Here is a 22,735-nt window from a genome sequence, read left to right on the forward strand (position 1 = left end):
AACTGCCAGAGTATGTCATTTGAGGCAGGAAGATTGTAATTAGGTGAAAAAAAGCGGACAATCCTTCATAATGAAATAAGTAAGATAGGCTGGGGGAATATACATGCTTAACGATAAAAATATATTGCTTTGTGTTACCGGCGGAATTGCCGTTTTCAAAGCTGCGGCACTAACTAGCAAGCTGACGCAAGCTGGAGCTGCTGTAAAAGTGCTTATGAGTGATTCGGCACAAAAATTTGTAACACCTTTAACGTTTCAGGCGCTTTCCAGAAACGATGTGTATACAGAAACCTTTGATGAAAAAAATCCTGAGGTTATTTCCCACATAGACCTTGCAGACTGGGCTGACCTAATACTGATAGCACCGGCCACTGCCAATGTGATCGGAAAGCTGGCAAACGGTATTGCTGACGACATGCTCACGACTACACTGCTTGCAGCGACCGCTCCTGTCTGGATCGCTCCAGCAATGAACGTACACATGTATAGCCATCCGGCTGTGCAAAGAAACATGGATCAGTTAATTGGATTTGGCTATGAATTCCTCGAGCCATCAGAAGGATTTCTTGCATGCGGCTATGTTGGCAAAGGCCGTCTGGAGGAGCCAGAAACAATTGTAGCAAGATTATCAGACTACTTTTCTGGGACAGCCGCCAAACCTTTAGCAGGAAGAAATATAGTCGTTACAGCGGGGCCGACAAGGGAAAAAATTGATCCAGTCCGGTTTATTTCTAACCACAGCACAGGCAAAATGGGTTATGCGCTTGCAAGGCAGGCTGCAGCACTGGGTGCAGATGTTAAGCTTATCTCAGGTCCGGTACAAATTCCTGCTCCTCCAGGTGTCTCTATTATCAAGGTAGAATCGGCGGCTGAAATGTACGAGGAAGCCTTGAAAGCTTTCCCGACTGCTGATGCCGTAGTTAAAACAGCTGCCGTGGCCGATTACACACCAGCAGTCTATCATAAGCAAAAAGTTAAAAAACAGCCTGGCAGCCAAGTTCTTGAATTGGAACGGACAAAGGATATCTTAATGGCACTTGGAAATGAAAAACAGCAGCATCAGGTGCTGGTTGGATTTGCCGCTGAAACAGAAAAACTTGATGAGTATGCTATCGGAAAGCTGCAGCGAAAAAATGCCGATATGATAGTTGCCAATAATGTTACGGTTTCAGGCGCGGGATTTGGAACGGATACCAATATCGTAACAATTTATAAAAAGGATGGAAGCAAGATGGAGCTTCCGCAAATGAGCAAACAGCAAGTTGCTAAAGTAATCCTTGATGAGGTAACAGCAATGCTAAACGGGAATAATCGTCCATGAGCATTGCTTCAGTTATTGTTGATGTACCTGCCAAGCAGACGGATAGGGAATTTGATTATTTAATTCCAGATAAGTGGAAAAGTATAATCCGACCCGGGATAAGGGTAGTTGTACCGTTTGGACCAAGAATGGTCCAGGGCTTCGTAACAGGAATAAAAGAGAGCTCTGATCTTAAAAAATTGAGAGAAATTAAAGAGCCAATGGATTTAGAGCCAGTCTTAAATGATGAACTTTTGCAGCTGGGCGACTGGATGACCGAACAAACGCTAAGCTTTAAAGTCTCTGCACTTCAGGCCATGCTTCCAGCGGCTATGAAGGCCAAGTATGAAAAAAATGTTGAGCTTACTGATCTGACTTCGTTTGATAGGATGCATGAAGATGTGCGCTCCCTTTTTAAACATAGAAAAACATTGACCTGGAAAGAAATGCTTGAGGCCGGAAAGCCTTCACTGTTCCATAAAGAATTACAGAATGGAAATCTGGAAGTCGTCTACTATGTAAAAAACCGGTTGAACAAAAAGACAGTTCGCCATGTTAAACCATTATTGAGCACGGAGGAGCTATCAGAAGCACTTGATTCCCTCTCGGCATCCGCTAAAAAACAGCGGCAAATAGTAGAACATTTTTTACATGCCCCAGAATCCGTCTCCCTAAAAAATCTGCTGGAAATCGTTCATAGCTCGGCCGCAGCAGTAAAGGCTCTTGTAGAAAAAGGCATTCTCGCTGAATATGACGAAGAAATCTACCGTGATCCTTATGAAAACCGCAGCTTTGAAGAAACGAGCGCATTCCGATTGACCGATGAGCAAGCAGCGGCACTGGGGCCAATCAATGCGGCCGTTGATGCAGAAAGGAATGATATCTTTCTTTTATACGGGATAACAGGCAGCGGAAAAACAGAGATTTACCTTCAGGCAATTGATAAAGTTATACAAAACGGCAAGGAAGCCATTATGCTTGTACCTGAAATTTCTCTTACCCCCCAAACGGTAAAACGGTTTAAAGAGCGTTTTGGAAATCAGGTGGCCGTACTTCACAGCGGTTTATCAGTGGGAGAAAAATATGACGAGTGGCGAAAAATTCACCGCCAGGAGGTCAAGGTAGTAGTAGGGGCCCGGTCCGCTGTATTTGCGCCATTCCAAAACATAGGCCTCATCGTTATTGATGAGGAGCATGAAGGAAGCTATAAACAGGAGGAACCGCCACGCTACCATGCACGTGATATTGCGATCCAAAGAGGGCTGTCGCACAGCTGTCCAGTGATTCTTGGGAGCGCCACTCCTTCGCTTGAGTCGTTTGCAAGGGCACAAAAAGGTGTTTATAAGCTGCTTTCACTGACAAAACGGATGAATAATAGTACACTTCCTTCAGTCGAGATTGTCGATATGAGAGAAGAGCTTCGGACAGGCAACCGTTCGATGTTTTCTGAGAAACTTTTTGCCAAACTGGAGGACAGGCTGACTAAGGGTGAACAAACCGTCCTGTTTCTAAATAAACGAGGGCACTCATCCTTTGTTATGTGCAGGAGCTGCGGAGTGGTCATCAATTGCCCTGATTGCGATATTTCTCTCACATATCATCGCAGCAACCACTCCCTAAAATGCCATTATTGCGGCCATGAAGAAGGCATGCCGCCTGTATGCCCTGAATGCGGCAGTGACCATATCCGGTTTTTTGGAACTGGGACCCAGAAGGTTGAAGAAGAGCTTGGGAAAATTCTGCCCAATGCGAGAGTAATCCGGATGGATGTAGATACTACAAGCAAAAAAGGATCACATGAGCTGCTCCTGAACGCTTTTCAGGAAGGTAAGGCCGATATCTTGCTTGGGACCCAGATGATTGCCAAGGGTCTTGATTTTCCCAACATCACACTTGTAGGTGTTTTATCTGCAGATACGATGCTTCATCTTCCCGATTTTCGGGCGTCAGAAAAAACCTTTCAGCTGCTTACTCAGGTCAGCGGAAGGGCAGGCCGACACCAGCTTAAGGGCGAGGTGGTCATCCAGACTTATACGCCAGAACACTATAGTATTGAACTTGCGGCACGCCAGGACTTTGATACTTTTTTTGAAAAAGAAATGGAAATAAGAAGGCTAAACCACTATCCGCCGTATTTTTATTTAGCCCTTGTAACCGTGTTCCATGAAGATTTAATAAAAACAGTATCAGTCACAGAGAAAATTACGAAGTACTTGCGCTCTAACTTGAGCCGTCAGGCTATCATCCTTGGGCCGGTCGCCTCTCCGCTAAGCCGCGTAAAGAATAGATATAGATACCAATGTTTGATAAAATACAAGCGGGAACCGGGCTTGAACGCACTGCTGAAAAATATTATCAACAATTTTCAGCAGGAGACAGCAAAAGGACAGCTGCAAATTGCAATCGATTTAAATCCGCAGATGATGATGTAAGGAGTAATTATAATTTGGCTATTTTACCCATTGTGATGTATCCAGACGACGTTCTGGAGCAAAGATGTACAAAAGTGGCAAGTTTTAATAAAAAATTGGCAAAACTGTTAGACAATATGTATGAGACCATGATTGCAGCTGATGGAGTCGGTCTTGCTGCTCCCCAGGTCGGTGTTAGCCAGCAGGTAGCCATTGTCGATATCGGTGATGAGAGTGGAATCATTGAAATGATAAACCCGGAAATACTAGTGACAGACGGCGAGCAAACTGGTCCGGAGGGCTGCTTAAGTTTTCCGGGCACATACGGCGAGGTTTCAAGGCCATATTTTGTAAAAATCCGGGCGCAGGACCGAAAAGGACGGTTCTTTGAGCTGGCTGCCGAAGATTTCCTGGCGAGGGCCATCCAGCATGAAATTGACCACCTGAATGGTGTTCTGTTTACCTCTAAAATCACAGCTTATTTAACCGAAGAAGAGTTGGAAAGGTATGAAGAAGAATGACAAAAATCGTCTTTATGGGAACCCCGGATTTTTCTGTACCGGTGCTTAAAAGAATCATCGCGGAAGGCTATGAGGTAATCGGGGTAGTTACACAACCGGATCGCCCTGTTGGCAGAAAAAGGGTACTAACCCCGCCTCCGGTTAAAGTTGAAGCAGAGAAACATGGGATCCCGGTTTTTCAGCCTGAAAAAATCCGTATCCAAGAGGAACTCGCACCAATCCTTGCCTTAAATCCGGACCTTGTCGTAACGGCTGCCTTTGGCCAAATTCTTCCTAATGACCTGCTTGAGGCTCCTAAATATGGCTGTATTAACGTACACGCCTCACTGCTTCCTGAGCTGCGGGGAGGTGCGCCTATCCATTATGCTATTTTGGAGGGAAAAGAAAAGACGGGAATCACAATCATGTATATGGCTGAAAAGCTGGATGCGGGTGATATCCTTACACAGGCTGAAATTGCAATAAAAGAAGACGATACAACTGGCACGCTGTTCGAAAAACTGAGTGTACTTGGCTCAGACCTGCTTGCTCAAACTCTTCCAAAGCTAATAAAGGGAGAGCTCACTCCTATTCCACAAAACCATATGAAGGCAACTTTTGCGCCGAACATTAGAAGGGAACAGGAAAAAATAGACTGGAATAAATCAGGTGAAGACATATACAATCAGATCCGCGGCCTGAATCCTTGGCCTGTAGCTTATACGTCCTTAAACGGGGATGTCATGAAAGTATGGAGTGCAAGGAAAGCCGAAGCAAGCAACAATGGGGTACCCGGTGAAGTCATTGGCCTCCTTGATGATGGCATAAAAGTTAGAACCGGAAATTCAACCGCGGTGATCATTACCGAGCTTCAGCCTGCTGGGAAGAAGCGAATAAGTGCGAAGGATTATTTGCGCGGTGCTGGTGCGATGGTTGAAACTGGCTGGAAGTTAGGTGAATAGAATGGCAGCTAAGAAAAAAGGAGTTCGCGAAATTGCTCTTGAGATTCTCCAATCGGTTGAAAAAAACCAATCGTACAGCAATTTACTGCTTAATTCAACTATTAACAAATATAAGCTTTCCCAATCAGACAGCGGGCTTCTTACGGAATTAACGTATGGAACCCTGCAGCGCAGGATGACTCTTGATTATTTTCTTGAACCCTTTCTGGGTAACGGAAAAAAAGTAGAGGACTGGGTTATGATTCTCCTGCGCCTGTCGGTCTACCAGATGACATTCCTGGATAAGGTCCCGGATCATGCAATATTATTTGAAGCAGTAGAAATCGCTAAAAAACGCGGTCATAAAGGAATAGCTTCAATGGTAAACGGGGTATTAAGAAATATCCAGCGCAAAGGCCTGCCATCCCTTGATGAAATTAAGGATGAGGACGAACGCTTAGCCATTTCCACAAGCCATCCAACATGGCTTGTGAAGCGCTGGGTTGACCAATTCGGCTTTGATAAGACAGAGGCTATGTGTGAGTTGAATTTGCATGCTCCTGTGCAGACGGCACGTGTAAATAAAACGATTTTGTCCAGGAAGGAACTGATCTTACGTCTTGAGGAAGAAGGGTTTTATGTGGAACCGAGTCCTATTCTTCACGAAGCAATCAGGTGCCTGAAGGGTAATCTCGCACACTCTAATGCTTACAAGGAAGGCTTGTTAACGATTCAGGACGAAAGCTCGATGCTTGTTGCATATGCCCTTGGAGCTAAGGGCGATGATTGGGTGCTGGACAGCTGTTCTGCACCTGGAGGAAAAACGACCCATATTGCAGAAGGCTTGTCATCAGGTAAAGTTTTTGCCCTTGATCTTCATGAGCACAAGGTAAAACTTGTCGCGGAACAGGCTGAACGACTGCATCTGAATAATATCGAAATAAAAGCAACCGATAGCCGCAAAGCAGGGGAGCTGTTTGAACAGCAAACATTTGATAAAGTTCTTGTAGATGCCCCATGTTCAGGTTTAGGGGTAATGCGTCGTAAGCCTGATTTGAAGTATTCCAAATCAGAAAATGATATTATGAGGCTTTCAAGTATTCAGCGAACGCTGCTTCAGGCGGTTGCTCCCCTTTTAAAACAGGAAGGAACACTAGTTTATAGCACGTGTACGGTGGATAAGGAAGAAAACGAAAGGGTAGCTGATGCCTTCCTGAGCGCCCATCCGGATTTTGAACCGGATTTATCCCTTGCTAACCGTATGCCACAAGAAGTACAGCCATTTGTAGACCAGCATGAGATTCAAATTTTCCCACAGGATTTTGGCAGTGATGGTTTTTATATAGCTTGCTTCAGAAAGAAGGTGTAATAATTGGAAGAAAAGACAATTGAACAAACTACCGCCGCTACAGAAGAGAAAAAACGGTCCATTTATTCCCTGGAGCTTCATGAATTAAAGGATTGGCTTAAAAGCAATGATGAAAAGCCTTTCCGGGCTGAACAGGTATTTGATTGGCTATATAAAAAGCGAGCATCAAGCTTTGAGGATATGTCCAACCTTTCAAAGGAGCTTCGTGAAAAGCTGGCCAAGGATTTTACAATAACCACGTTAAAAACGCTGATTAAGCATACGTCGAGTGATGGGACAATAAAATTTTTATTTGAACTGCATGACGGTTATTCAATTGAAACCGTTTTGATGCGCCATGACTATGGTAATTCAGTCTGTGTTACCACTCAAGTCGGATGCCGAATCGGCTGTACCTTCTGTGCATCCACTCTTGGGGGTTTAAAAAGAAACCTGGAAGCAGGAGAAATCGTGGCCCAGGTCGTAAATGTCCAACAGGCACTTGATGAAACAGAGGAAAGGGTAAGTTCAGTAGTAATTATGGGTATAGGTGAGCCGTTCGATAATTATGATGCAATGCTTTCTTTCCTAAAAACGATTAATCACGAAAAAGGCCTCAATATCGGGGCGCGCCACATAACCGTTTCTACCAGTGGAATCATCCCGAAAATTTATCAATTTGCCGATGAAAACATGCAGATTAATTTTGCAATTTCACTACATGCGCCGAATACTGAACTTCGAAGCAGGCTGATGCCAATCAACCGTGCATACAAGCTCCCTGAGCTTATTGAAGCGGTGAAATATTATACAAACAAGACAGGCAGAAGGATTAGCTTTGAATACGGGCTGTTTGGCGGTGTCAATGACCAGGTAGAACATGCAGAAGAATTGGCAGCATTGATAAAAGAGTTAAAATGCCATGTTAACCTGATACCAGTAAACTATGTACCGGAACGCAACTATGTAAGAACACCTCGTGAACAAATTTTCGAATTTGAAAAGACGCTTAAAAAGCGCGGAATTAATGTCACCATCCGCAGGGAACAGGGCCATGATATTGAAGCGGCCTGCGGTCAGCTCCGGGCAAAGGAGCGTAAAGAAGAGACGAGGTGAGGGCTATGAAAGCTATTTTTAAAAGTGACCGTGGCAAAGTCCGCCAGCATAATGAAGATAACGGAGGGATTTTTAGAAGCTCAAAGGGAGTCCGCCTGGCCATCGTTGCAGATGGCATGGGCGGGCACCGTGCTGGTGACGTTGCAAGCGCAATGACCATTCAGGAGCTCCAGTCCCGCTGGGCAGAATCAGGGCCGATGGAGACACCGGAGGATGCTGAAATATGGCTCCGCGACAATATTGTCCACGTCAATAAGCTACTATTTGAGCATTCTGCAAATAACTCTGAATGCAATGGCATGGGGACAACAATTGTCGCTGCTATTTGTACTGACCGCTTTGCAACAGTGGCTAATATTGGTGACAGCCGCTGTTATATTTATAACGAAAGCGGATTCAAACAAATCACCGAAGACCACTCTCTAGTCAATGAACTTGTCAGGTCCGGTCAGATTTCCAAAGAGGATGCAGAACACCATCCCCGAAAAAACGTACTTCTGAGAGCTTTGGGCACCGAAACGAACGTGGTGATGGATACAGTGACAATCGGATTTGAAGAAGGGGACATACTCCTGCTTTGTTCTGATGGTTTATCCAACAAGGTTTCACAGCCTGAGATGCTTGATGTAATAACGAGAGACACTAATCTGGAACAAAAGGCCGACCGGCTGATTGAGCTTGCCAATGATCATGGAGGCGAAGATAATATCACCCTTGTCCTAGTGGAATTTTTCAATGAAAGTGAAGGCGGGTGATACGGATGCTGATAGGAAAGAGAATCAGCGGCCGGTATAAAATTCTAGACATGGTAGGCGGAGGCGGTATGGCCAACGTATACCTGGCACAGGATATGATTTTAGAACGTGAGGTTGCGCTAAAAATTTTGCGGATGGATTTTTCCAATGATGAAGAGTTCATTAAACGGTTTAACCGGGAAGCGCAGTCTGCTACCTCCCTGGCTCATCCAAATATAGTCAGCATATATGATGTCGGCGAAGAAAAAGACATTTACTATATCGTCATGGAATATGTTAAAGGTCTGACATTAAAGCAGTACATACAAAAGTATTATCCGATACCGATCGAAAAAGCGGTCGATATTATGAAACAGATTACAGCGGCTATTGCCCATGCCCATCATAATGGAATTATTCATCGAGATATTAAGCCTCAGAATATATTAATTGATGATCATGGCAATGTTAAAATAACAGATTTCGGGATTGCCATGGCATTAAGTGCAACTAGCATCACCCAGACGAACGCCGTCCTGGGTTCTGTCCATTACCTGTCTCCTGAACAGGCGAGGGGCGGAATGGCCAATAAGAAATCCGATATTTATTCACTGGGAATTGTAATGTTTGAAATCGTAACTGGGAGGCTGCCTTTCTCAGGGGAATCTGCTGTTTCCATTGCATTGAAGCACCTTCAATCAGAAACTCCGTCGCCCCGCCGCTGGAATCCAGAAATTCCTCAGAGCGTGGAAAATATTATTTTAAAAGCGACAGCCAAGGATTCTTATTACAGATACAGCAGCGTTGACGAAATGGAAGATGATATCCGTACAGCCTTGCAGCCGGAGCGGATCAATGAAACGCCTTTTACTATCCCAGAAGATGAGGAAGCTACGAAAGCAATCCCCATCATAACTAATGACAATGTGCCGCCGAGGGAAGAAACATTAATCAGGGATCCTGACAGATCGACAATCGTCAATGCCGAACAGTCACAGCCAAAGGAAAAAAAGAAAAACACCGCCCCAAAAGACAAGAAAAAAGGCAAAAAGGTAATGATTACTCTACTAATAATTTTTACTCTGCTATTAACGCTGGGCATCCTTACTGTGACGGTTTTCCCTCAGCTCCTGGGTCCTGAAGAGGTAAAGGTACCGGACGTAAGAGGAGAAGACCTTGATGACGCCTTAACTTCTCTGATGGGTGCAGGGTTTGAAATTGGCGAGACTCATAAACTTGAAGATGAGGAAATTCCTGATGGTGCGGTAATCAAAACTGACCCTGAAGCAGGTAAGCTTGTAAAAGAAGGCCAAGAGATTGATATTTACCGGAGTACCGGGAAGGGAAAAGTTGAACTTTCTGATTACCGCGAGCGCCTATATGAAACAATACAGCCTAATCTCAAGGAAATCGGATTCAAAGAAATCGATATACAGGAAGAATTCAACGAAGAAAGTGAACCCGGTACCATCCTGGAACAGTCGCCTTCGCCAGGCACAGAAGTCGTTCCCTCCGAAACAGTGCTTGAGCTCGTGGTCAGCAAAGGCGCGGATAAAATCACTCTTAAGGACTTGAAGGAATACACGAAAAAAAGCCTGGATGATTATGAAGATGAGGCTGGGATTATTATTGAGGTAGATAAAGAAGAATATCACGACACAATCCCTGTCGGCCAGGTTATCAGCCAGTCGCCTGCAGCTTATACCAAAATCAATAAAGGCAGCACCGTCAAGGTAGTTCTCTCAAAAGGAAAGGAAGAGCTTCCTCCCAAACAGGTAACAAGGGACATCACGATAGAATATGCTCCTGTGACCCCTGGGGAGCCACAGGAAGTACAAATATTCATCCAAGATATGACCCGGGATATTTCTGTACTTGATAATAGCTTCTTTATTACGGAGACTGCAAAAGAAACGCTTACTTTTACAATAGCACCTGGTACAACAGCTATCTATAAAGTAATCAGGGACAATACAACAATTTTTGAAGAGTACGTTCCGTATCCTGATGAAGAATAATAAGGAGTGATGCTATGCCTTCAGGCAAAATTATTAAAGCTCTTAGCGGTTTTTATTATGTCTTGGATGGAGATAAGATTGTGCAATGCAGGGGAAGAGGGGTATTCCGCAAGAATAAAGTCACCCCCTTGGTAGGGGACAGTGTTGTTTACCAGGCTGAGAATATCACGGATGGGTATATCCTGGAAGTGAATGAGAGAAAAAATGAACTAATCAGGCCGCCAATTGCCAACGTCGATCAAGCTATACTGGTTTTCTCAGCTGTGGAACCGGACTTTAGCACTGCACTGCTCGACAGATTTTTAGTGCTCATCGAGGATAATGAGATTGAGCCGATTATTGTTGTCAGCAAAATGGATTTGGCCTCATCTGGCAGTAAAGACGAGCTGGATCAGTATATTAAGGATTATGAAGCAATGGGCTATACTGTTATTGCTACATCCTCCGTTACTTCAGATGGAACAGAACGTTTGCTGCCTTTTCTGGAAGATAAAATCAGCGTGTTTGCCGGTCAATCCGGTGTCGGGAAATCTTCGCTATTAAATGCCATTAACCCGGAACTTGAGCTCAAAACGAACGATATCTCTACACATCTTGGCAGGGGAAAGCATACGACGAGACATGTCGAGTTAATCCATATCGGGACCGGCCTTGTAGCTGACACTCCGGGATTTAGTTCGCTGGAGTTCATTGAGATTGAAGCAGAAAGGCTATCCTACTGTTTCCCGGAAATTCACAAAACCGGAGAGTTATGCAAATTCCGTGGCTGCCTCCATGACAAAGAACCTAAATGTGCGGTTAAAGGAGCGGTCGAGGATGGAGTAATCCCTGATTACCGGTACCATCACTATATACAGTTTTTAGATGAAATCAGAGAGAGAAAGCCGAGGTATTAATGCGATGAAGATTGCACCATCAATATTGTCTGCGGATTTTTCGCGCTTGGGAGAGGAAATTCGTGATGTTGAGGCTGGCGGTGCTGATTATATCCATGTTGACGTTATGGATGGCCATTTTGTCCCGAATATCACCATAGGTCCGCTTATCGTTGAAGGGATCCGCCCTGTAACAAAGCTGCCGCTTGATGTACATCTGATGATTGAAAATCCGGACCGGTACATTGAGGCTTTTGCAAAAGCAGGTGCAGATTATATAACAGTTCACGTCGAGGCCTGCCCTCATTTGCATAGAACGATCCAGCTTATTAAATCATTAGGTGTTAAGGCGGGAGTAGTTTTAAATCCAGCAACTCCAGTTTCAACGATTCAGCAGATTATAGAGGACCTCGATATGGTGCTGCTTATGTCTGTAAATCCAGGTTTTGGAGGCCAGAATTTTATTTCTTCCACTTTGCGAAAGATAAGAGAAGTAAAAGAAATGGCAGATTCAAAAGGACTTCAGCTGGAAATTGAAGTGGATGGCGGCATTAACGCTCAAACTGCTAAGCTTTGCGTTGAGCAGGGAGCAACTGTCCTGGTAGCAGGATCAGCTATCTTTAATCAATTGGACCGGAAGGCTGCAATCGAAAATATCCGGGGAATTTAAGGTTATAAATGCAGCGAAGCTGACTGCTTCAAACGCAGTATGCAGAATTTCTAGCTGTGGAAAAACAGACCCTGTTATTCACCGGAGAGCGGCTGATGGCAGGGTCTACTTATATATATAAAAGCAATAAAGAAGGGGGTGCTTGTTTATGAATATATGCCTTGTTGCAGGAGGACCACCTGAACTGCTGCCTGATTTAAGCCTCTATCAATCTCCCAGCACTTTATGGGTAGGGATTGACCGTGGTGTGTTTATTTTGCTTGAAAAAGGAATAAAGCCTGATGTAGCTTTTGGAGACTTTGACTCAGTAACCGGAGACGAATTAGACTTGATCACGGCACAGCTGGGCGAATTGGAAATTTATCCATCCGAAAAGGATGAAACTGATATGGAAATCGCCTTCAACTGGACCATGTCACAAAAAGCGGAAAATATCTTTATTTTCGGGGCAACTGGAGGCAGGCTCGACCATATGCTTGCCAACATTCAGCTTTTAACAAGAGATGAGGTACTTCTGAACAGTGATGACCCTGAAATTCATGTTGTTGACCGTTTGAATATGATTACCGTACGTAAACCGGGCACCTACCATATTTCCCGGCAGACAGAGTTTCGGTATGTATCATTTCTGCCTGTTACCCGGGAAGTAAAAGGGATTACTCTTAACGGCTTTAAATATCCTTTAGACAATATGGATATAAAAATGGGTTTCTCATTATGCGTCAGCAACGAACTTATTTCAAACAATGGTACTTTTTCGTTTACGGATGGCATATTATTGGTGGTAAGAAGCCGTGATTGAATTCACGCTTATATGGGAAAAGCGGGCATGAGTGATGATGTCTGGATATCTCCTGATAAGCTTAAATTGAAATAAGTGAGATATTGCGAGGAGGGGCATTATGAAATTTTATACAATTAAATTGCCAAGATTTCTGGGCGGGTTAGTGCGCGCTATGCTCGGAGCATTTAAAAAAGATTAAAAATGAATTGAATGGAACATCCTTAGCACCCAGCTCAGTGGGTGTTTTTTTAATTCTGTTTTACCATAAAGCTTGAACACATTAAAATCTGCTGCAAATGGCCAGATGGCAGCCCAAACCCGTATGAAAAACTCATTTATGCCGAGAAATAAAAAAGGCATCCTTATTATCAAGGATGCCTGAGCATTATACGCGTTCTACTTTGCCTGATTTAAGAGCTCTTGCAGAAACGTATACACGCTTAGGTTTGCCGTCAACTAAAATACGTACCTTTTGAAGGTTAGCGCCCCATGTACGCTTGCTTGCGTTCATTGCGTGAGAGCGGCTATTACCAGAACGAGTTTTTCTTCCAGTGATTACACATTTACGTGCCATATTAAATTCCCTCCTAACTACGTGCTACGCTTAAGTATCAATCTTCTTAAGTCTTTTATAAGTCTTTAGAAAACACTTTAATAATTTAACACACATGCAGTTAGAATGCAATACTTCTGTTCTAAGGTTTCAAGAAAAAAACCTTGACATATTACTATAGTGATTGCTTTATAATAAGACAGTAACGAAAAAAAAGAGTGTCAGGCCTGAAAATCCCATGCTTAAAGTACTGGCCTGAAAGCGTTTTGCGATCTTTACTTTTAAAAAAAATGACAATATAGTAAAATGTCTATAGCAATGGAGTAATTTCCAAAGGGGGAACGATTAATGTCCATCGAATTAAAAACGAAGTTCGGTCAGATCGATATCTCAAATGATGTTATCGCTACGGTTGCCGGCGGAGCTGCTGTCGACTGCTATGGCATTGTAGGGATGGCTTCCAAAAAGCAGCTTAAAGACGGAATCGCGGAAATGTTAAGAAGAGAAAACTTTGCTAAGGGTGTTATCGTTCGCCAGGAAAACGATGAAGTACATATTGATATGTTCATAATTGTAAGTTATGGAACGAAAATATCAGAGGTTGCCCATAATGTTCAATCAAAAGTAAAGTACACTCTTGATAAAACGGTTGGACTTGCTGTGGATTCCGTAAATATTTTTGTTCAGGGAGTCCGAGTGACGAACCCATAGTAAGGAGGAAAGTTTGTGTCGATTAAAAGTATTAATGGAAAGCGTTTTGCTGAAATGATCATCCAGGGTGCCAACCATCTTGCAGCGAATGCAAACATGGTTGATGCTCTGAACGTTTTTCCAGTGCCGGATGGTGATACCGGGACAAATATGAATCTATCCATGACTTCGGGCGCTAAGGAAGTTAAGGATAATGTGCAGGACCATATTGGAAAAGTCGGGGCTTCCTTGTCAAAGGGACTTCTGATGGGGGCGCGCGGAAACTCAGGAGTAATCCTTTCGCAATTATTCCGCGGATTTTCCAAATCTATAGAGCATAAGCAATCTATTAACAGTGAAGAATTTGCTCATGCTTTTGAAGCAGGTGTCGAAACAGCATACAAAGCAGTCATGAAGCCGGTTGAGGGAACAATCCTGACGGTTGCAAAGGATGCGGCCAAACGCGCTGTCGCTGCTGCTAAAAATGAGACAGACATCATTGCGGTTATGGAAGAAACTCTTAAGGAAGCTAAGGCATCCTTAAATAGAACGCCTGATTTACTGCCGGTTCTGAAAGAAGTTGGCGTAGTCGATAGCGGCGGGCAAGGGCTTGTGCTTGTTTATGAAGGCTTCCTTGCCGAACTGAAGGGTGAAAAGCTGCCTGAAACACAGTATAATGGTCCTTCAATGGATGAGCTGGTAAGTGCTGAGCATCATATAAACGTTCAGGGACATATCAACACGGAAGATATCGTTTTTGGCTATTGCACCGAATTTATGGTCAAGCTTGAAAAGGATAAGATGTCACAAAAGCCATTCGACGAACAGCAATTCCGTAATGATCTAAGTGAATACGGTGATTCTCTGCTGGTTATTTCCGACGACGAAATTGTTAAGGTGCACATTCACTCCGAACAGCCGGGTGAGTGCTTAAACTATGGCCAGAAATACGGCAGCTTAATAAAGTTAAAAATCGAAAATATGCGTGAACAGCACAGCAGTATCGTTGGAGAAACTCATTCCAAATTAAATACAGAGATGAAACCCGCTAAGAAGGAACAATCAGAGTATGGTATTGTCGCTGTTGCAATGGGGTCAGGTATCACTTCACTATTTAAAAGCATTGGGGCGAACGCTGTAATAGAGGGCGGCCAAACGATGAATCCTAGCACGGAGGATATCGTTACGGCAGTGAAGGAAACAAATGCCAAGAACGTAATCATTCTGCCTAATAACAAAAACATCATCATGGCAGCTGAGCAGGCTGCAGATGTGCTGGAGGAAAATATTATTGTTATCCCTTCCAAGACTGTTCCTCAGGGAATGAGCGCACTTCTGGCCTTTAATCCTTCTGCTAAACCAGAGCAAAACTCTGAAGCGATGAAGGATGCGCTAAGTCATGTGAAAACAGGGCAAATTACCTATGCAGTTCGTGATACAAGCATTGACGGGCTTGAAATCGAAAAAGGTGACTTTATGGGGCTTGCAGACGGAAAAATCGTGATTAAGAACAAGGATAAGGTTCAGGCTGCCAAGGAATTACTGAAGGAAATAATGGATGAAGAATCAGAAATTCTGACAATCTTGTACGGTGAAGAAGCAAGCCGGGAAGAGGTAGACTTAATTGTTGAATTTGCCAATGAAAACTTCGAAGATGCAGAGGTAGAGATTCACAACGGAAACCAGCCGTTATATTCTTTCATTTTTTCAATTGAATAAGCAACAATGAATTAGCTGTTCCATTGTACCGGCCTAAAGAGAGCGAATTGCTTGAAATGCAGATTGCTATAGGCACAGGGTATGATGGAGCAGTTTTTTTATTTGGAAAAAAAGACTTTTTTAACCTGTACAGAGTATAGCCCCAGCACCCAGCCCCTCAGGGTCATCAGCAGGCAAAAAGCGCCTTCTTTCAGCACTTGTCTTATGCTTGTCGGAGGCCCACAGGACGTGGGTCAGAACGGCGTTCCCACAGGACGTGGCGAATTTAGCCGTTCTTCCTCTAAAACAGGGCGCTTCCGCTTTCTTGATATCCAGCTCCAGCACTCAGCAATTTTTTTTCGCAGGAAAATAAAGCCCCGACGCACAGGCCATGACACGCTTTGGCACCGAGGGATCTCACGAAATAATACGGCAGCTTTGTGAGGATGCGCTAGTGCTGACGTCATAAATGGACAAGGGTTGATCGGGTTTAAGTTACAACATTGGCGATTGTAGCAGTCCTTACGCTAATCAATGCGCTTGCGTTTTCCGTATCGATCGGAACATCAGTTTGTATAATTTCTGGAATAATTGGCCGGTTTGAGCGATAATAGAGTAAGAAAAATAGAATGTAGAGGGAGAAACCGCATGAACATCAATGATCCGGTCTCCGCGCTGAAGGGAATTGGAGAGGAAACGGCCAATTCATTGAACGAAATGAATATCTATACTATTGCCGACCTTCTCGAACATCTGCCCTACCGCTATGAGGATTACAGGCTGAAGGATTTAGAGGATGCTGGGCATGAAGAAAGGGTAACTGTTGAAGGCAAGATCCACAGCCAGCCTTCATTAATGTACTTTGGCAAAAAGAAGTCACGGCTTACCATAAAGCTTCTTGCAGGAAGGAATCTTGTCTCAGTCGTTTTCTTCAACCAGCCATATTTAAAAAGCAAAATGGCAATCAATGACATTGTTACAGTTACAGGGAAATGGGACCGCAATAGACAGACTATTACAGCCAATGAATTCACTGCAGGTCCATATAAAAAAGAGAAAGATTTTGAACCGGTTTATGGTACAAGGGGAAACTTGACTGTAAAAACCCTGCGAAAGTTTATTGCAGCAGCTTTTGCCGTGTATGGGGAACAAATTAATGAAAACATTCCCCGCAATATCCTATCAGAGTATAAACTAATGCCAAGGAAGGACGCACTTCGCACCATGCATTTTCCGCTCTCAGGGCAAGATATTAAACAGGCCAGAAGACGCCTCGTCTATGAAGAGTTTCTATATTTCCAGCTGAAAATGCAAGCATTGCGAAAGATGCAACGAGAAGAAACGAAAGGCATTCAGCAGAAATATAATTTATCAGAAGTAAAGGAATTCATAGGAAGTCTCCCTTTTCCATTAACCAATGCCCAAAAAAGGGTCGTCAATGAAATTAGTGCCGATATGAAATCTCCATACAGGATGAACCGGCTGCTGCAGGGGGATGTTGGGTCAGGGAAAACAGTGGTGGCCGCCATCGCCCTGCTCTCTTCTGTGTCTGCAGGCTATCAAGGGGCGCTTATGGTTCCGACTGAAATCCTTGCTGAACAGCATGCTGCTTCTCTCAAGGATTTGCTGAAACCTGCGGGACTCAAAACAGCGCTGCTTACAAGTTCAATAAAAGGAAAAAAGCGCAGGGAGCTGCTGGAATCGTTAAAAGCAGGTGAAATCGACATTATTATCGGGACCCATGCCCTTATTCAGGATGAGGTCCATTTTCAAAAACTTGGGCTGGTGATAACCGATGAACAGCATCGGTTCGGTGTAGAACAGCGCAGGATACTTAGGGAAAAAGGTGAGAATCCGGATGTCCTGTTTATGACTGCTACCCCAATCCCGAGAACGCTGGCAATTACCGTGTTTGGTGAAATGGATGTCTCAACCATTGATGAGATGCCTGCTGGACGCAAAGGAATTGAGACTTATTGGGCAAAGCAGGATATGCTTCCCCGTGTGCTTTCTTTTATAGAGAAGGAACTCCAGAAGGGAAGGCAGGCATATGTTATCTGTCCGCTGATTGAGGAATCAGAAAAGCTGGAGCTTCAAAATGTGCTTGATGTGCATGCAGCTCTGACCCAGTATTTCGCCGGGCGGTACCGCGTTGGCCTGATGCATGGACGTCTCCATCCGGAGGAAAAAGAAACAGTTATGAAGGCTTTCAGCGAAAACACTGCCCAGGTACTAGTATCCACTACTGTCGTTGAGGTAGGTGTCAATGTTCCCAATGCAACAGTAATGGTTATTTACGATGCTGAACGGTTTGGTCTGGCCCAGCTTCATCAGCTTCGCGGAAGGGTAGGTAGAGGCAGCGACCAATCATTCTGCATCCTGCTTGCCGATCCTAAGTCAGAAACAGGAAAAGAGCGGATGAAGATCATGACGGAAACGAACGACGGCTTTGTTGTGTCCGAGAAGGATCTTGAACTTAGAGGTCCAGGTGACTTCTTTGGCAAAAAACAAAGTGGGGTCCCTGAGTTTAAAGTGGCAGACATGGTCCATGATTATCGAACGCTAGAAGTAGCCAGAAATGATGCTGCCAAATTGATAGCATCTGATGAATTCTGGAATGCTCCCGAATATAAAATTATTAGAGAGTACTTACAAGAATCAGGTGCTATGGGCAGCGAAAAGCTCGATTAGCCAAAAAACCTTCTGTATCATTAGCAAATATAATACGTTATGGAAACTGAAAACAGATTGGGAGAGTTATTCAAATTCTTGCAATCTGTTTTTATTATCTTTATACTACTATTAGTACCTAGTCTTAATACTACGGATGGTGACCTTCAAATGAGACGGAATAAGAAGGAACGCCAGCATCTGTTAGTCGAAACGATTAAGCATAATCCTTTTATTACAGATGAAGAACTGGCTGAAACATTTTCTGTCAGTGTCCAAACGGTCAGGCTGGATCGGCTAGAGCTTTCTATTCCGGAACTCCGTGAGAGAATCAAGAATGTGGCGGAAAAGAGATTCAGTGACGAAGTCAGGGCGCTGCCGCTAGAAGAAGTAATCGGGGAAGTAATTGATATCGACCTTGACCAAAGTGCGATATCAATATTAGATATTACCGCTGAACATGTATTTAAACGGAATAAAATTGCAAGGGGCCATCACTTATTTGCACAGGCAAATTCCCTAGCAGTAGCAGTTATAAATGATGAGCTTGCATTAACGGCAAGGGCGGGTATAGTATTTACCAGGCCCGTCAAGCAAGGTGAGCGAGTAATCGCCAAGGCGAAAGTTAAATCCCTTGATAAGAATGACCGGACGCTTGTTGAAGTCAACAGCTATGTCGGCCAGGAACTGGTATTCAAAGGGGAATTTGAAATGTTCCGGTCAACAACCGCAGAAAAGGAAGAATTAGAATGAAAATAGCAATAGATGCAATGGGTGGAGATCATGCTCCAAAGGAACCTGTATTAGGGGCCATGAAAGCTGTTATGGAATTTCCGGACTTAGAAATTCTGCTAGTCGGGGATGAAAAGCAGATTAAGCAGCATCTGAAAGATAATACACGAATTACGATTTTACATACAGAAGAACAGATTTTAGGGACTGATGAACCTGTAAGGGCAGTAAGGCGCAAGAAAAATGCTTCAATGGTGCTTGCCGCCCGGCAGGTGGCTGACGGAAACGCCGATGGCTGTATATCCGCAGGCAATACTGGCGCCCTGATGGCTTCAGGATTATTTGTTGTAGGCAGGATTGAAGGAATTGAACGTCCAGCGCTTGCTCCAACTCTTCCCACTGTTGCCGGCGAGGGCTTTGTCCTGTTGGATGTTGGGGCAAACTCCGATGCCCGGCCAGAGCACTTGCTGCAATTCGCAATTATGGGTTCGATTTATGCCCAACAGGTAAGAGGCCTTGCAAGTCCGAGGGTCGGATTACTGAATATCGGGACTGAAGAGACAAAAGGAAATGACCTGACAAAGCAAGCTTTTGGGCTATTGAAGGATTCGGGCCTTAACTTCATCGGGAATGTAGAAGCCCGCGATTTGCTTGAAGGTGCAGCTGATATTGTAGTCACAGACGGCTTTACAGGCAATATGGTTTTAAAGACGATTGAAGGCACTGCATTTTCTGTTTTTAAAATGCTAAAGGAAGCTTTGACGAGTAGTCTGAAAAGCAAGCTAGCAGCCGGGGTTTTAAAACCGGAATTGAGAGACATCAAAATGAAAATGGACTATTCCGAGTATGGAGGTGCCGGGCTTTTTGGTTTAAAGGCACCAGTTATCAAAGCTCATGGTTCATCTGATGCAACAGCCTTCTTCAGTGCTATCAGGCAGACCCGCATAATGGTACAGCATAATGTAGCAGGAACTATAAAAGAAATGATTGAAGCTGCAAAAACAGCAGAGTAGGGGGATTGGTATGGGAAAAATAGCATTTGTCTTTCCTGGGCAGGGTTCCCAAACGGTCGGAATGGGCAAAGATATATATGCTTCAAACGAGTTTGCGCGGCAGATATTTGAAGCGGCAGATAGGAAACTGGATTTTTCTTTATCTCAGATTATTTTCGAAGGGCCGCAAGAAACATTAACAAAGACAGCAAACACGCAGCCTGCACTATTAACAACCAGCATTGCACTCCTTGAGCTTGCAGCTAAAGCTGGAATTACAGCAGATTATACTGCGGGACACAGCCTTGGAGAATATTCAGCACTGGTGGCTGCAGGAGCCATCGAGTTTGAAGAGGCAGTTTTTGCTGTCCGCAAGCGCGGAGAGTTTATGGAAGAAGCTGTTCCGAGCGGACAGGGCTCAATGGCGGCTATTCTTGGAATGGATCGCGGCCTTCTCGGAGAAGTTACTGACGCAGTGTCTCGCCAGGGAGATCCCGTTCAGCTTGCAAATATTAATTGCCCAGGCCAGATAGTTATATCCGGTACCGCTGAAGGTGTAAAGAAAGCTTGTGAAGCAGCAAAGGAAAAAGGGGCAAAACGAGCTATCCCGCTTGAAGTCAGCGGTCCTTTTCACTCAGAACTAATGAAACCTGCCGCTAGTAGACTGCTGAAAGTGCTCGAGAGTATTACAATTAGACCGGCAGTGATTCCGGTTATATCAAATGTAACGGCTCGTGCCATATCCGACCCTGAAGAAATGAAGACAAAGCTGGTGGAGCAGCTTTACTCGCCTGTAGAATGGGAAGACAGCATTCATACGCTTCTAGGGCTTGGTGTCGACACATTTATTGAAATTGGACCTGGAAAGGTACTTGGAGGCTTAATTAAAAAAATTGATCGTTCTGTAACGGTGTATTCCATTTCAGATGCAGAAAGCCTGCGAAAAACGACCGAGGCCATTAGGGGGTAAAGGGAATGCTTGAAGGAAAAACAGCGCTGGTAACCGGTGCATCAAGAGGTATCGGAAAAGAAATTGCTCTGGAGCTGGCGAGGCAGGGTGCGAATGTAGCGATTAATTTTGCTGGCAGTGAGGCAAAAGCAAACGAAGTGGCTGATGAAATCAAGGCAATGGGCAGGGATAGCTGTACCATTCAATGTGATGTCTCCAATTCGGAATCTGTAACAGATATGGTAAAGGCTGTGATTGAACGCTTTGGCAGCCTGGATATTTTGATTAACAATGCAGGCATCACCCGTGACAACCTTTTGATGAGAATGAAAGAGGAAGAGTGGGATGATGTAATTAACACAAACCTTAAAGGTGTATTTCTTTGCACGAAAGCAGTGACCCGCCAAATGATGAAGCAAAGAAGCGGCCGGATTATCAATATTGCATCGATTGTCGGTGTAAGCGGGAATCCTGGACAAGCGAACTATGTTGCTGCGAAAGCAGGTGTTATAGGGCTGACTAAAACGGCAGCTAAAGAGCTTGCTTCCAGGGGAATCACTGTGAATGCTATCGCTCCTGGGTTTATCACAACGGATATGACAGACAAACTGACAGAAGAAGTAAAAGAAGCGATGTTAAAGCAAATTCCTCTTGCCCGGTTCGGCGATCCAAAGGATATTGCCGTCACAGCTGCCTTCCTTGCTTCAGAGGGCGGATCATATATGACTGGCCAAACACTTCATGTGGACGGCGGTATGGTAATGTAAACAAGGCTTTACCTTACAGAATAAACCGTTTATTATTGTAATGAAATCGACTATAATGGCTTGAGGGGAGGTGAATGCAGTGGCAGAAGTATTAGAGCGCGTAACAAAAATCATCGTGGATAGACTTGGTGTTGAAGAATCCGAAGTAAAACTGGAAGCTTCATTCAAAGAGGACCTAGGTGCTGATTCTTTAGATGTTGTGGAATTGGTAATGGAACTTGAGGACGAGTTTGGAATGGAAATTTCAGATGATGATGCTGAAAAAATCGTCACAGTTGGAGACGCTGTGAGTTACATACAAAGTACTATGTAATCAAATGTTCCCAGGGTGAGCTCCGTTTATTAAAACGGAGCTTTCTGCTGTAAGAATGGATTAACTTTTAATTATGACTAAGTGTGTCCAACAACTTTTTTCCCATAGGAAATAAAGCGCCAGTGACACGACGTGCTAATTCCGGCGTCGCCAGGAAGAGAGTAGAACGTTCGAAACAAACCGCCAACTTTGTGAGGGTTTGCTGGTGTCAATGTTTGGCCCAGGACGCTGCAGATGTTTGTCGACGTTCATTTGGGACCTTGCGGATTTCTTTAAAAATAATATATATTATTACTGTTTAAACAAGTACAGATGTCTAGCTCCAGTGCCTAGCCCACTGTGGAGGAGATAAAAGCCCTCGAAAGGCAAAAAACCGCCTTCCGGGTTTTTTCCTATTTTCTTCACGGGCTAACAAGGCGCTTGTGCATTCATGAAAGATAAAAACTATAACTGTTTGAACAAGTACAGATGTCTAGCTCCAGCGCCTAGCCCACTGTGGAAAAGATAAAAGCCCTCGAAAGGCAAAAAACCGCCTTCCGGGTTTTTTCCTATTTCCTTCACGGGCTAACAAGGCGCTTGCTGGTTATTAATGGATAACAAAGCATTCCTTTTTAAAAAGTACAGATGTCTAGCTCCAGCACCCAGCCCCTCTAGGTCATAAGCCAATCGCTTCG

General features: G+C 44.1%; 21 protein-coding genes. 20 read left to right on the plus strand and 1 reads right to left on the minus strand.

Annotation, left to right across the window (positions count from 1 at the left end):
• The first annotated feature begins 103 nt into the window (after positions 1 to 103).
• The 12 genes from coaBC to spoVM all read left to right on the plus strand — a co-directional run bounded on the left by coaBC (position 104) and on the right by spoVM (position 12,896).
• Positions 104 to 1,321, plus strand: a complete 1,218-nt coding sequence (gene coaBC / locus D0469_RS19895) for a bifunctional phosphopantothenoylcysteine decarboxylase/phosphopantothenate--cysteine ligase CoaBC (RefSeq protein ID WP_117328464.1) — start codon at positions 104 to 106, stop codon at positions 1,319 to 1,321.
• Positions 1,318 to 3,732 (plus strand): primosomal protein N', encoded by a 2,415-nt coding sequence (gene priA, locus D0469_RS21790; protein WP_117328465.1) that lies wholly within the window; start codon positions 1,318 to 1,320, stop codon positions 3,730 to 3,732. The genes coaBC and priA overlap by 4 nt, the downstream gene beginning before the upstream one ends.
• Positions 3,733 to 3,746: 14 nt before the next feature.
• A complete protein-coding gene (gene def / locus D0469_RS19905; protein ID WP_233523125.1) occupies positions 3,747 to 4,232 on the plus strand; it encodes a peptide deformylase in 486 nt (161 codons plus the stop codon).
• Positions 4,229 to 5,173 carry a methionyl-tRNA formyltransferase gene (gene fmt, locus D0469_RS19910; RefSeq protein WP_117328467.1) on the plus strand — a complete coding sequence of 315 codons (945 nt, stop codon included), beginning with the start codon at positions 4,229 to 4,231 and terminating at the stop codon, positions 5,171 to 5,173. The genes def and fmt overlap by 4 nt, the downstream gene beginning before the upstream one ends.
• A gap of 1 nt (position 5,174) precedes the next feature.
• Entirely contained in the window at positions 5,175 to 6,521 is a 1,347-nt protein-coding gene (rsmB, locus tag D0469_RS19915) for a 16S rRNA (cytosine(967)-C(5))-methyltransferase RsmB (protein ID WP_117328468.1), read from the plus strand.
• An 18-nt stretch (positions 6,522 to 6,539) separates the two neighbouring features.
• Entirely contained in the window at positions 6,540 to 7,616 is a 1,077-nt protein-coding gene (gene rlmN, locus D0469_RS19920) for a 23S rRNA (adenine(2503)-C(2))-methyltransferase RlmN (protein WP_407675758.1), read from the plus strand.
• A 5-nt stretch (positions 7,617 to 7,621) separates the two neighbouring features.
• Entirely contained in the window at positions 7,622 to 8,371 is a 750-nt protein-coding gene (locus tag D0469_RS19925; RefSeq protein ID WP_117328470.1) for a Stp1/IreP family PP2C-type Ser/Thr phosphatase, read from the plus strand.
• Between the two features lie 5 nt (positions 8,372 to 8,376).
• Positions 8,377 to 10,368 (plus strand): Stk1 family PASTA domain-containing Ser/Thr kinase, encoded by a 1,992-nt coding sequence (gene pknB / locus D0469_RS19930; protein ID WP_117328471.1) that lies wholly within the window; start codon positions 8,377 to 8,379, stop codon positions 10,366 to 10,368.
• A gap of 14 nt (positions 10,369 to 10,382) precedes the next feature.
• Positions 10,383 to 11,264, plus strand: coding sequence for a ribosome small subunit-dependent GTPase A (gene rsgA, locus D0469_RS19935; RefSeq protein ID WP_117328472.1), 882 nt, complete (start codon positions 10,383 to 10,385; stop codon positions 11,262 to 11,264).
• 4 nt (positions 11,265 to 11,268) lie between these two features.
• On the plus strand, positions 11,269 to 11,913 hold the full coding sequence (gene rpe / locus D0469_RS19940) for a ribulose-phosphate 3-epimerase (protein WP_117328473.1): 645 nt from the start codon (positions 11,269 to 11,271) through the stop codon (positions 11,911 to 11,913).
• 148 nt (positions 11,914 to 12,061) lie between these two features.
• Positions 12,062 to 12,715, plus strand: a complete 654-nt coding sequence (locus D0469_RS19945; protein WP_117328474.1) for a thiamine diphosphokinase — start codon at positions 12,062 to 12,064, stop codon at positions 12,713 to 12,715.
• Positions 12,716 to 12,815: 100 nt separating this feature from the next.
• Positions 12,816 to 12,896, plus strand: coding sequence for a stage V sporulation protein SpoVM (gene spoVM, locus D0469_RS19950; RefSeq protein WP_101593720.1), 81 nt, complete (start codon positions 12,816 to 12,818; stop codon positions 12,894 to 12,896).
• A 186-nt stretch (positions 12,897 to 13,082) separates the two neighbouring features.
• On the opposite strand, the gene rpmB is transcribed toward spoVM, so the two are convergent.
• The gene (rpmB, locus tag D0469_RS19955) at positions 13,083 to 13,271 is read right to left on the minus strand and encodes a 50S ribosomal protein L28 (RefSeq protein WP_029281412.1); all 189 of its coding nucleotides are present in this window, start codon (positions 13,269 to 13,271) and stop codon (positions 13,083 to 13,085) included.
• Between the two features lie 327 nt (positions 13,272 to 13,598).
• Between rpmB and D0469_RS19960 the strand changes: the two genes are divergently transcribed.
• From D0469_RS19960 to D0469_RS20000, 8 genes are all read left to right on the plus strand, one after another.
• Positions 13,599 to 13,961 carry an Asp23/Gls24 family envelope stress response protein gene (locus D0469_RS19960; protein WP_117328475.1) on the plus strand — a complete coding sequence of 121 codons (363 nt, stop codon included), beginning with the start codon at positions 13,599 to 13,601 and terminating at the stop codon, positions 13,959 to 13,961.
• 54 nt (positions 13,962 to 14,015) lie between these two features.
• Positions 14,016 to 15,659: a DAK2 domain-containing protein gene (locus D0469_RS19965; RefSeq protein ID WP_407675759.1), complete on the plus strand. Its 1,644-nt coding sequence runs from the start codon at positions 14,016 to 14,018 to the stop codon at positions 15,657 to 15,659.
• A 627-nt stretch (positions 15,660 to 16,286) separates the two neighbouring features.
• The gene (gene recG, locus D0469_RS19975) at positions 16,287 to 18,329 is read left to right on the plus strand and encodes an ATP-dependent DNA helicase RecG (RefSeq protein WP_117328478.1); all 2,043 of its coding nucleotides are present in this window, start codon (positions 16,287 to 16,289) and stop codon (positions 18,327 to 18,329) included.
• Between the two features lie 150 nt (positions 18,330 to 18,479).
• Positions 18,480 to 19,061: a transcription factor FapR gene (gene fapR, locus D0469_RS19980; RefSeq protein WP_117328479.1), complete on the plus strand. Its 582-nt coding sequence runs from the start codon at positions 18,480 to 18,482 to the stop codon at positions 19,059 to 19,061.
• Entirely contained in the window at positions 19,058 to 20,053 is a 996-nt protein-coding gene (gene plsX, locus D0469_RS19985) for a phosphate acyltransferase PlsX (protein ID WP_117328480.1), read from the plus strand. The genes fapR and plsX overlap by 4 nt, the downstream gene beginning before the upstream one ends.
• Before the next feature lie 10 nt (positions 20,054 to 20,063).
• Positions 20,064 to 21,002, plus strand: coding sequence for an ACP S-malonyltransferase (gene fabD, locus D0469_RS19990; protein WP_117328481.1), 939 nt, complete (start codon positions 20,064 to 20,066; stop codon positions 21,000 to 21,002).
• A 5-nt stretch (positions 21,003 to 21,007) separates the two neighbouring features.
• Complete coding sequence (gene fabG, locus D0469_RS19995) at positions 21,008 to 21,748, plus strand: 3-oxoacyl-[acyl-carrier-protein] reductase (RefSeq protein WP_117328482.1); 741 nt, start codon at positions 21,008 to 21,010, stop codon at positions 21,746 to 21,748.
• 79 nt (positions 21,749 to 21,827) lie between these two features.
• Complete coding sequence (locus D0469_RS20000; RefSeq protein ID WP_101593738.1) at positions 21,828 to 22,061, plus strand: acyl carrier protein; 234 nt, start codon at positions 21,828 to 21,830, stop codon at positions 22,059 to 22,061.
• The last annotated feature ends 674 nt before the right edge of the window (positions 22,062 to 22,735 follow it).

The organism is Peribacillus saganii (assembly GCF_003429095.1).
Lineage (GTDB): Bacteria > Bacillota > Bacilli > Bacillales > DSM-1321 > Peribacillus > Peribacillus saganii.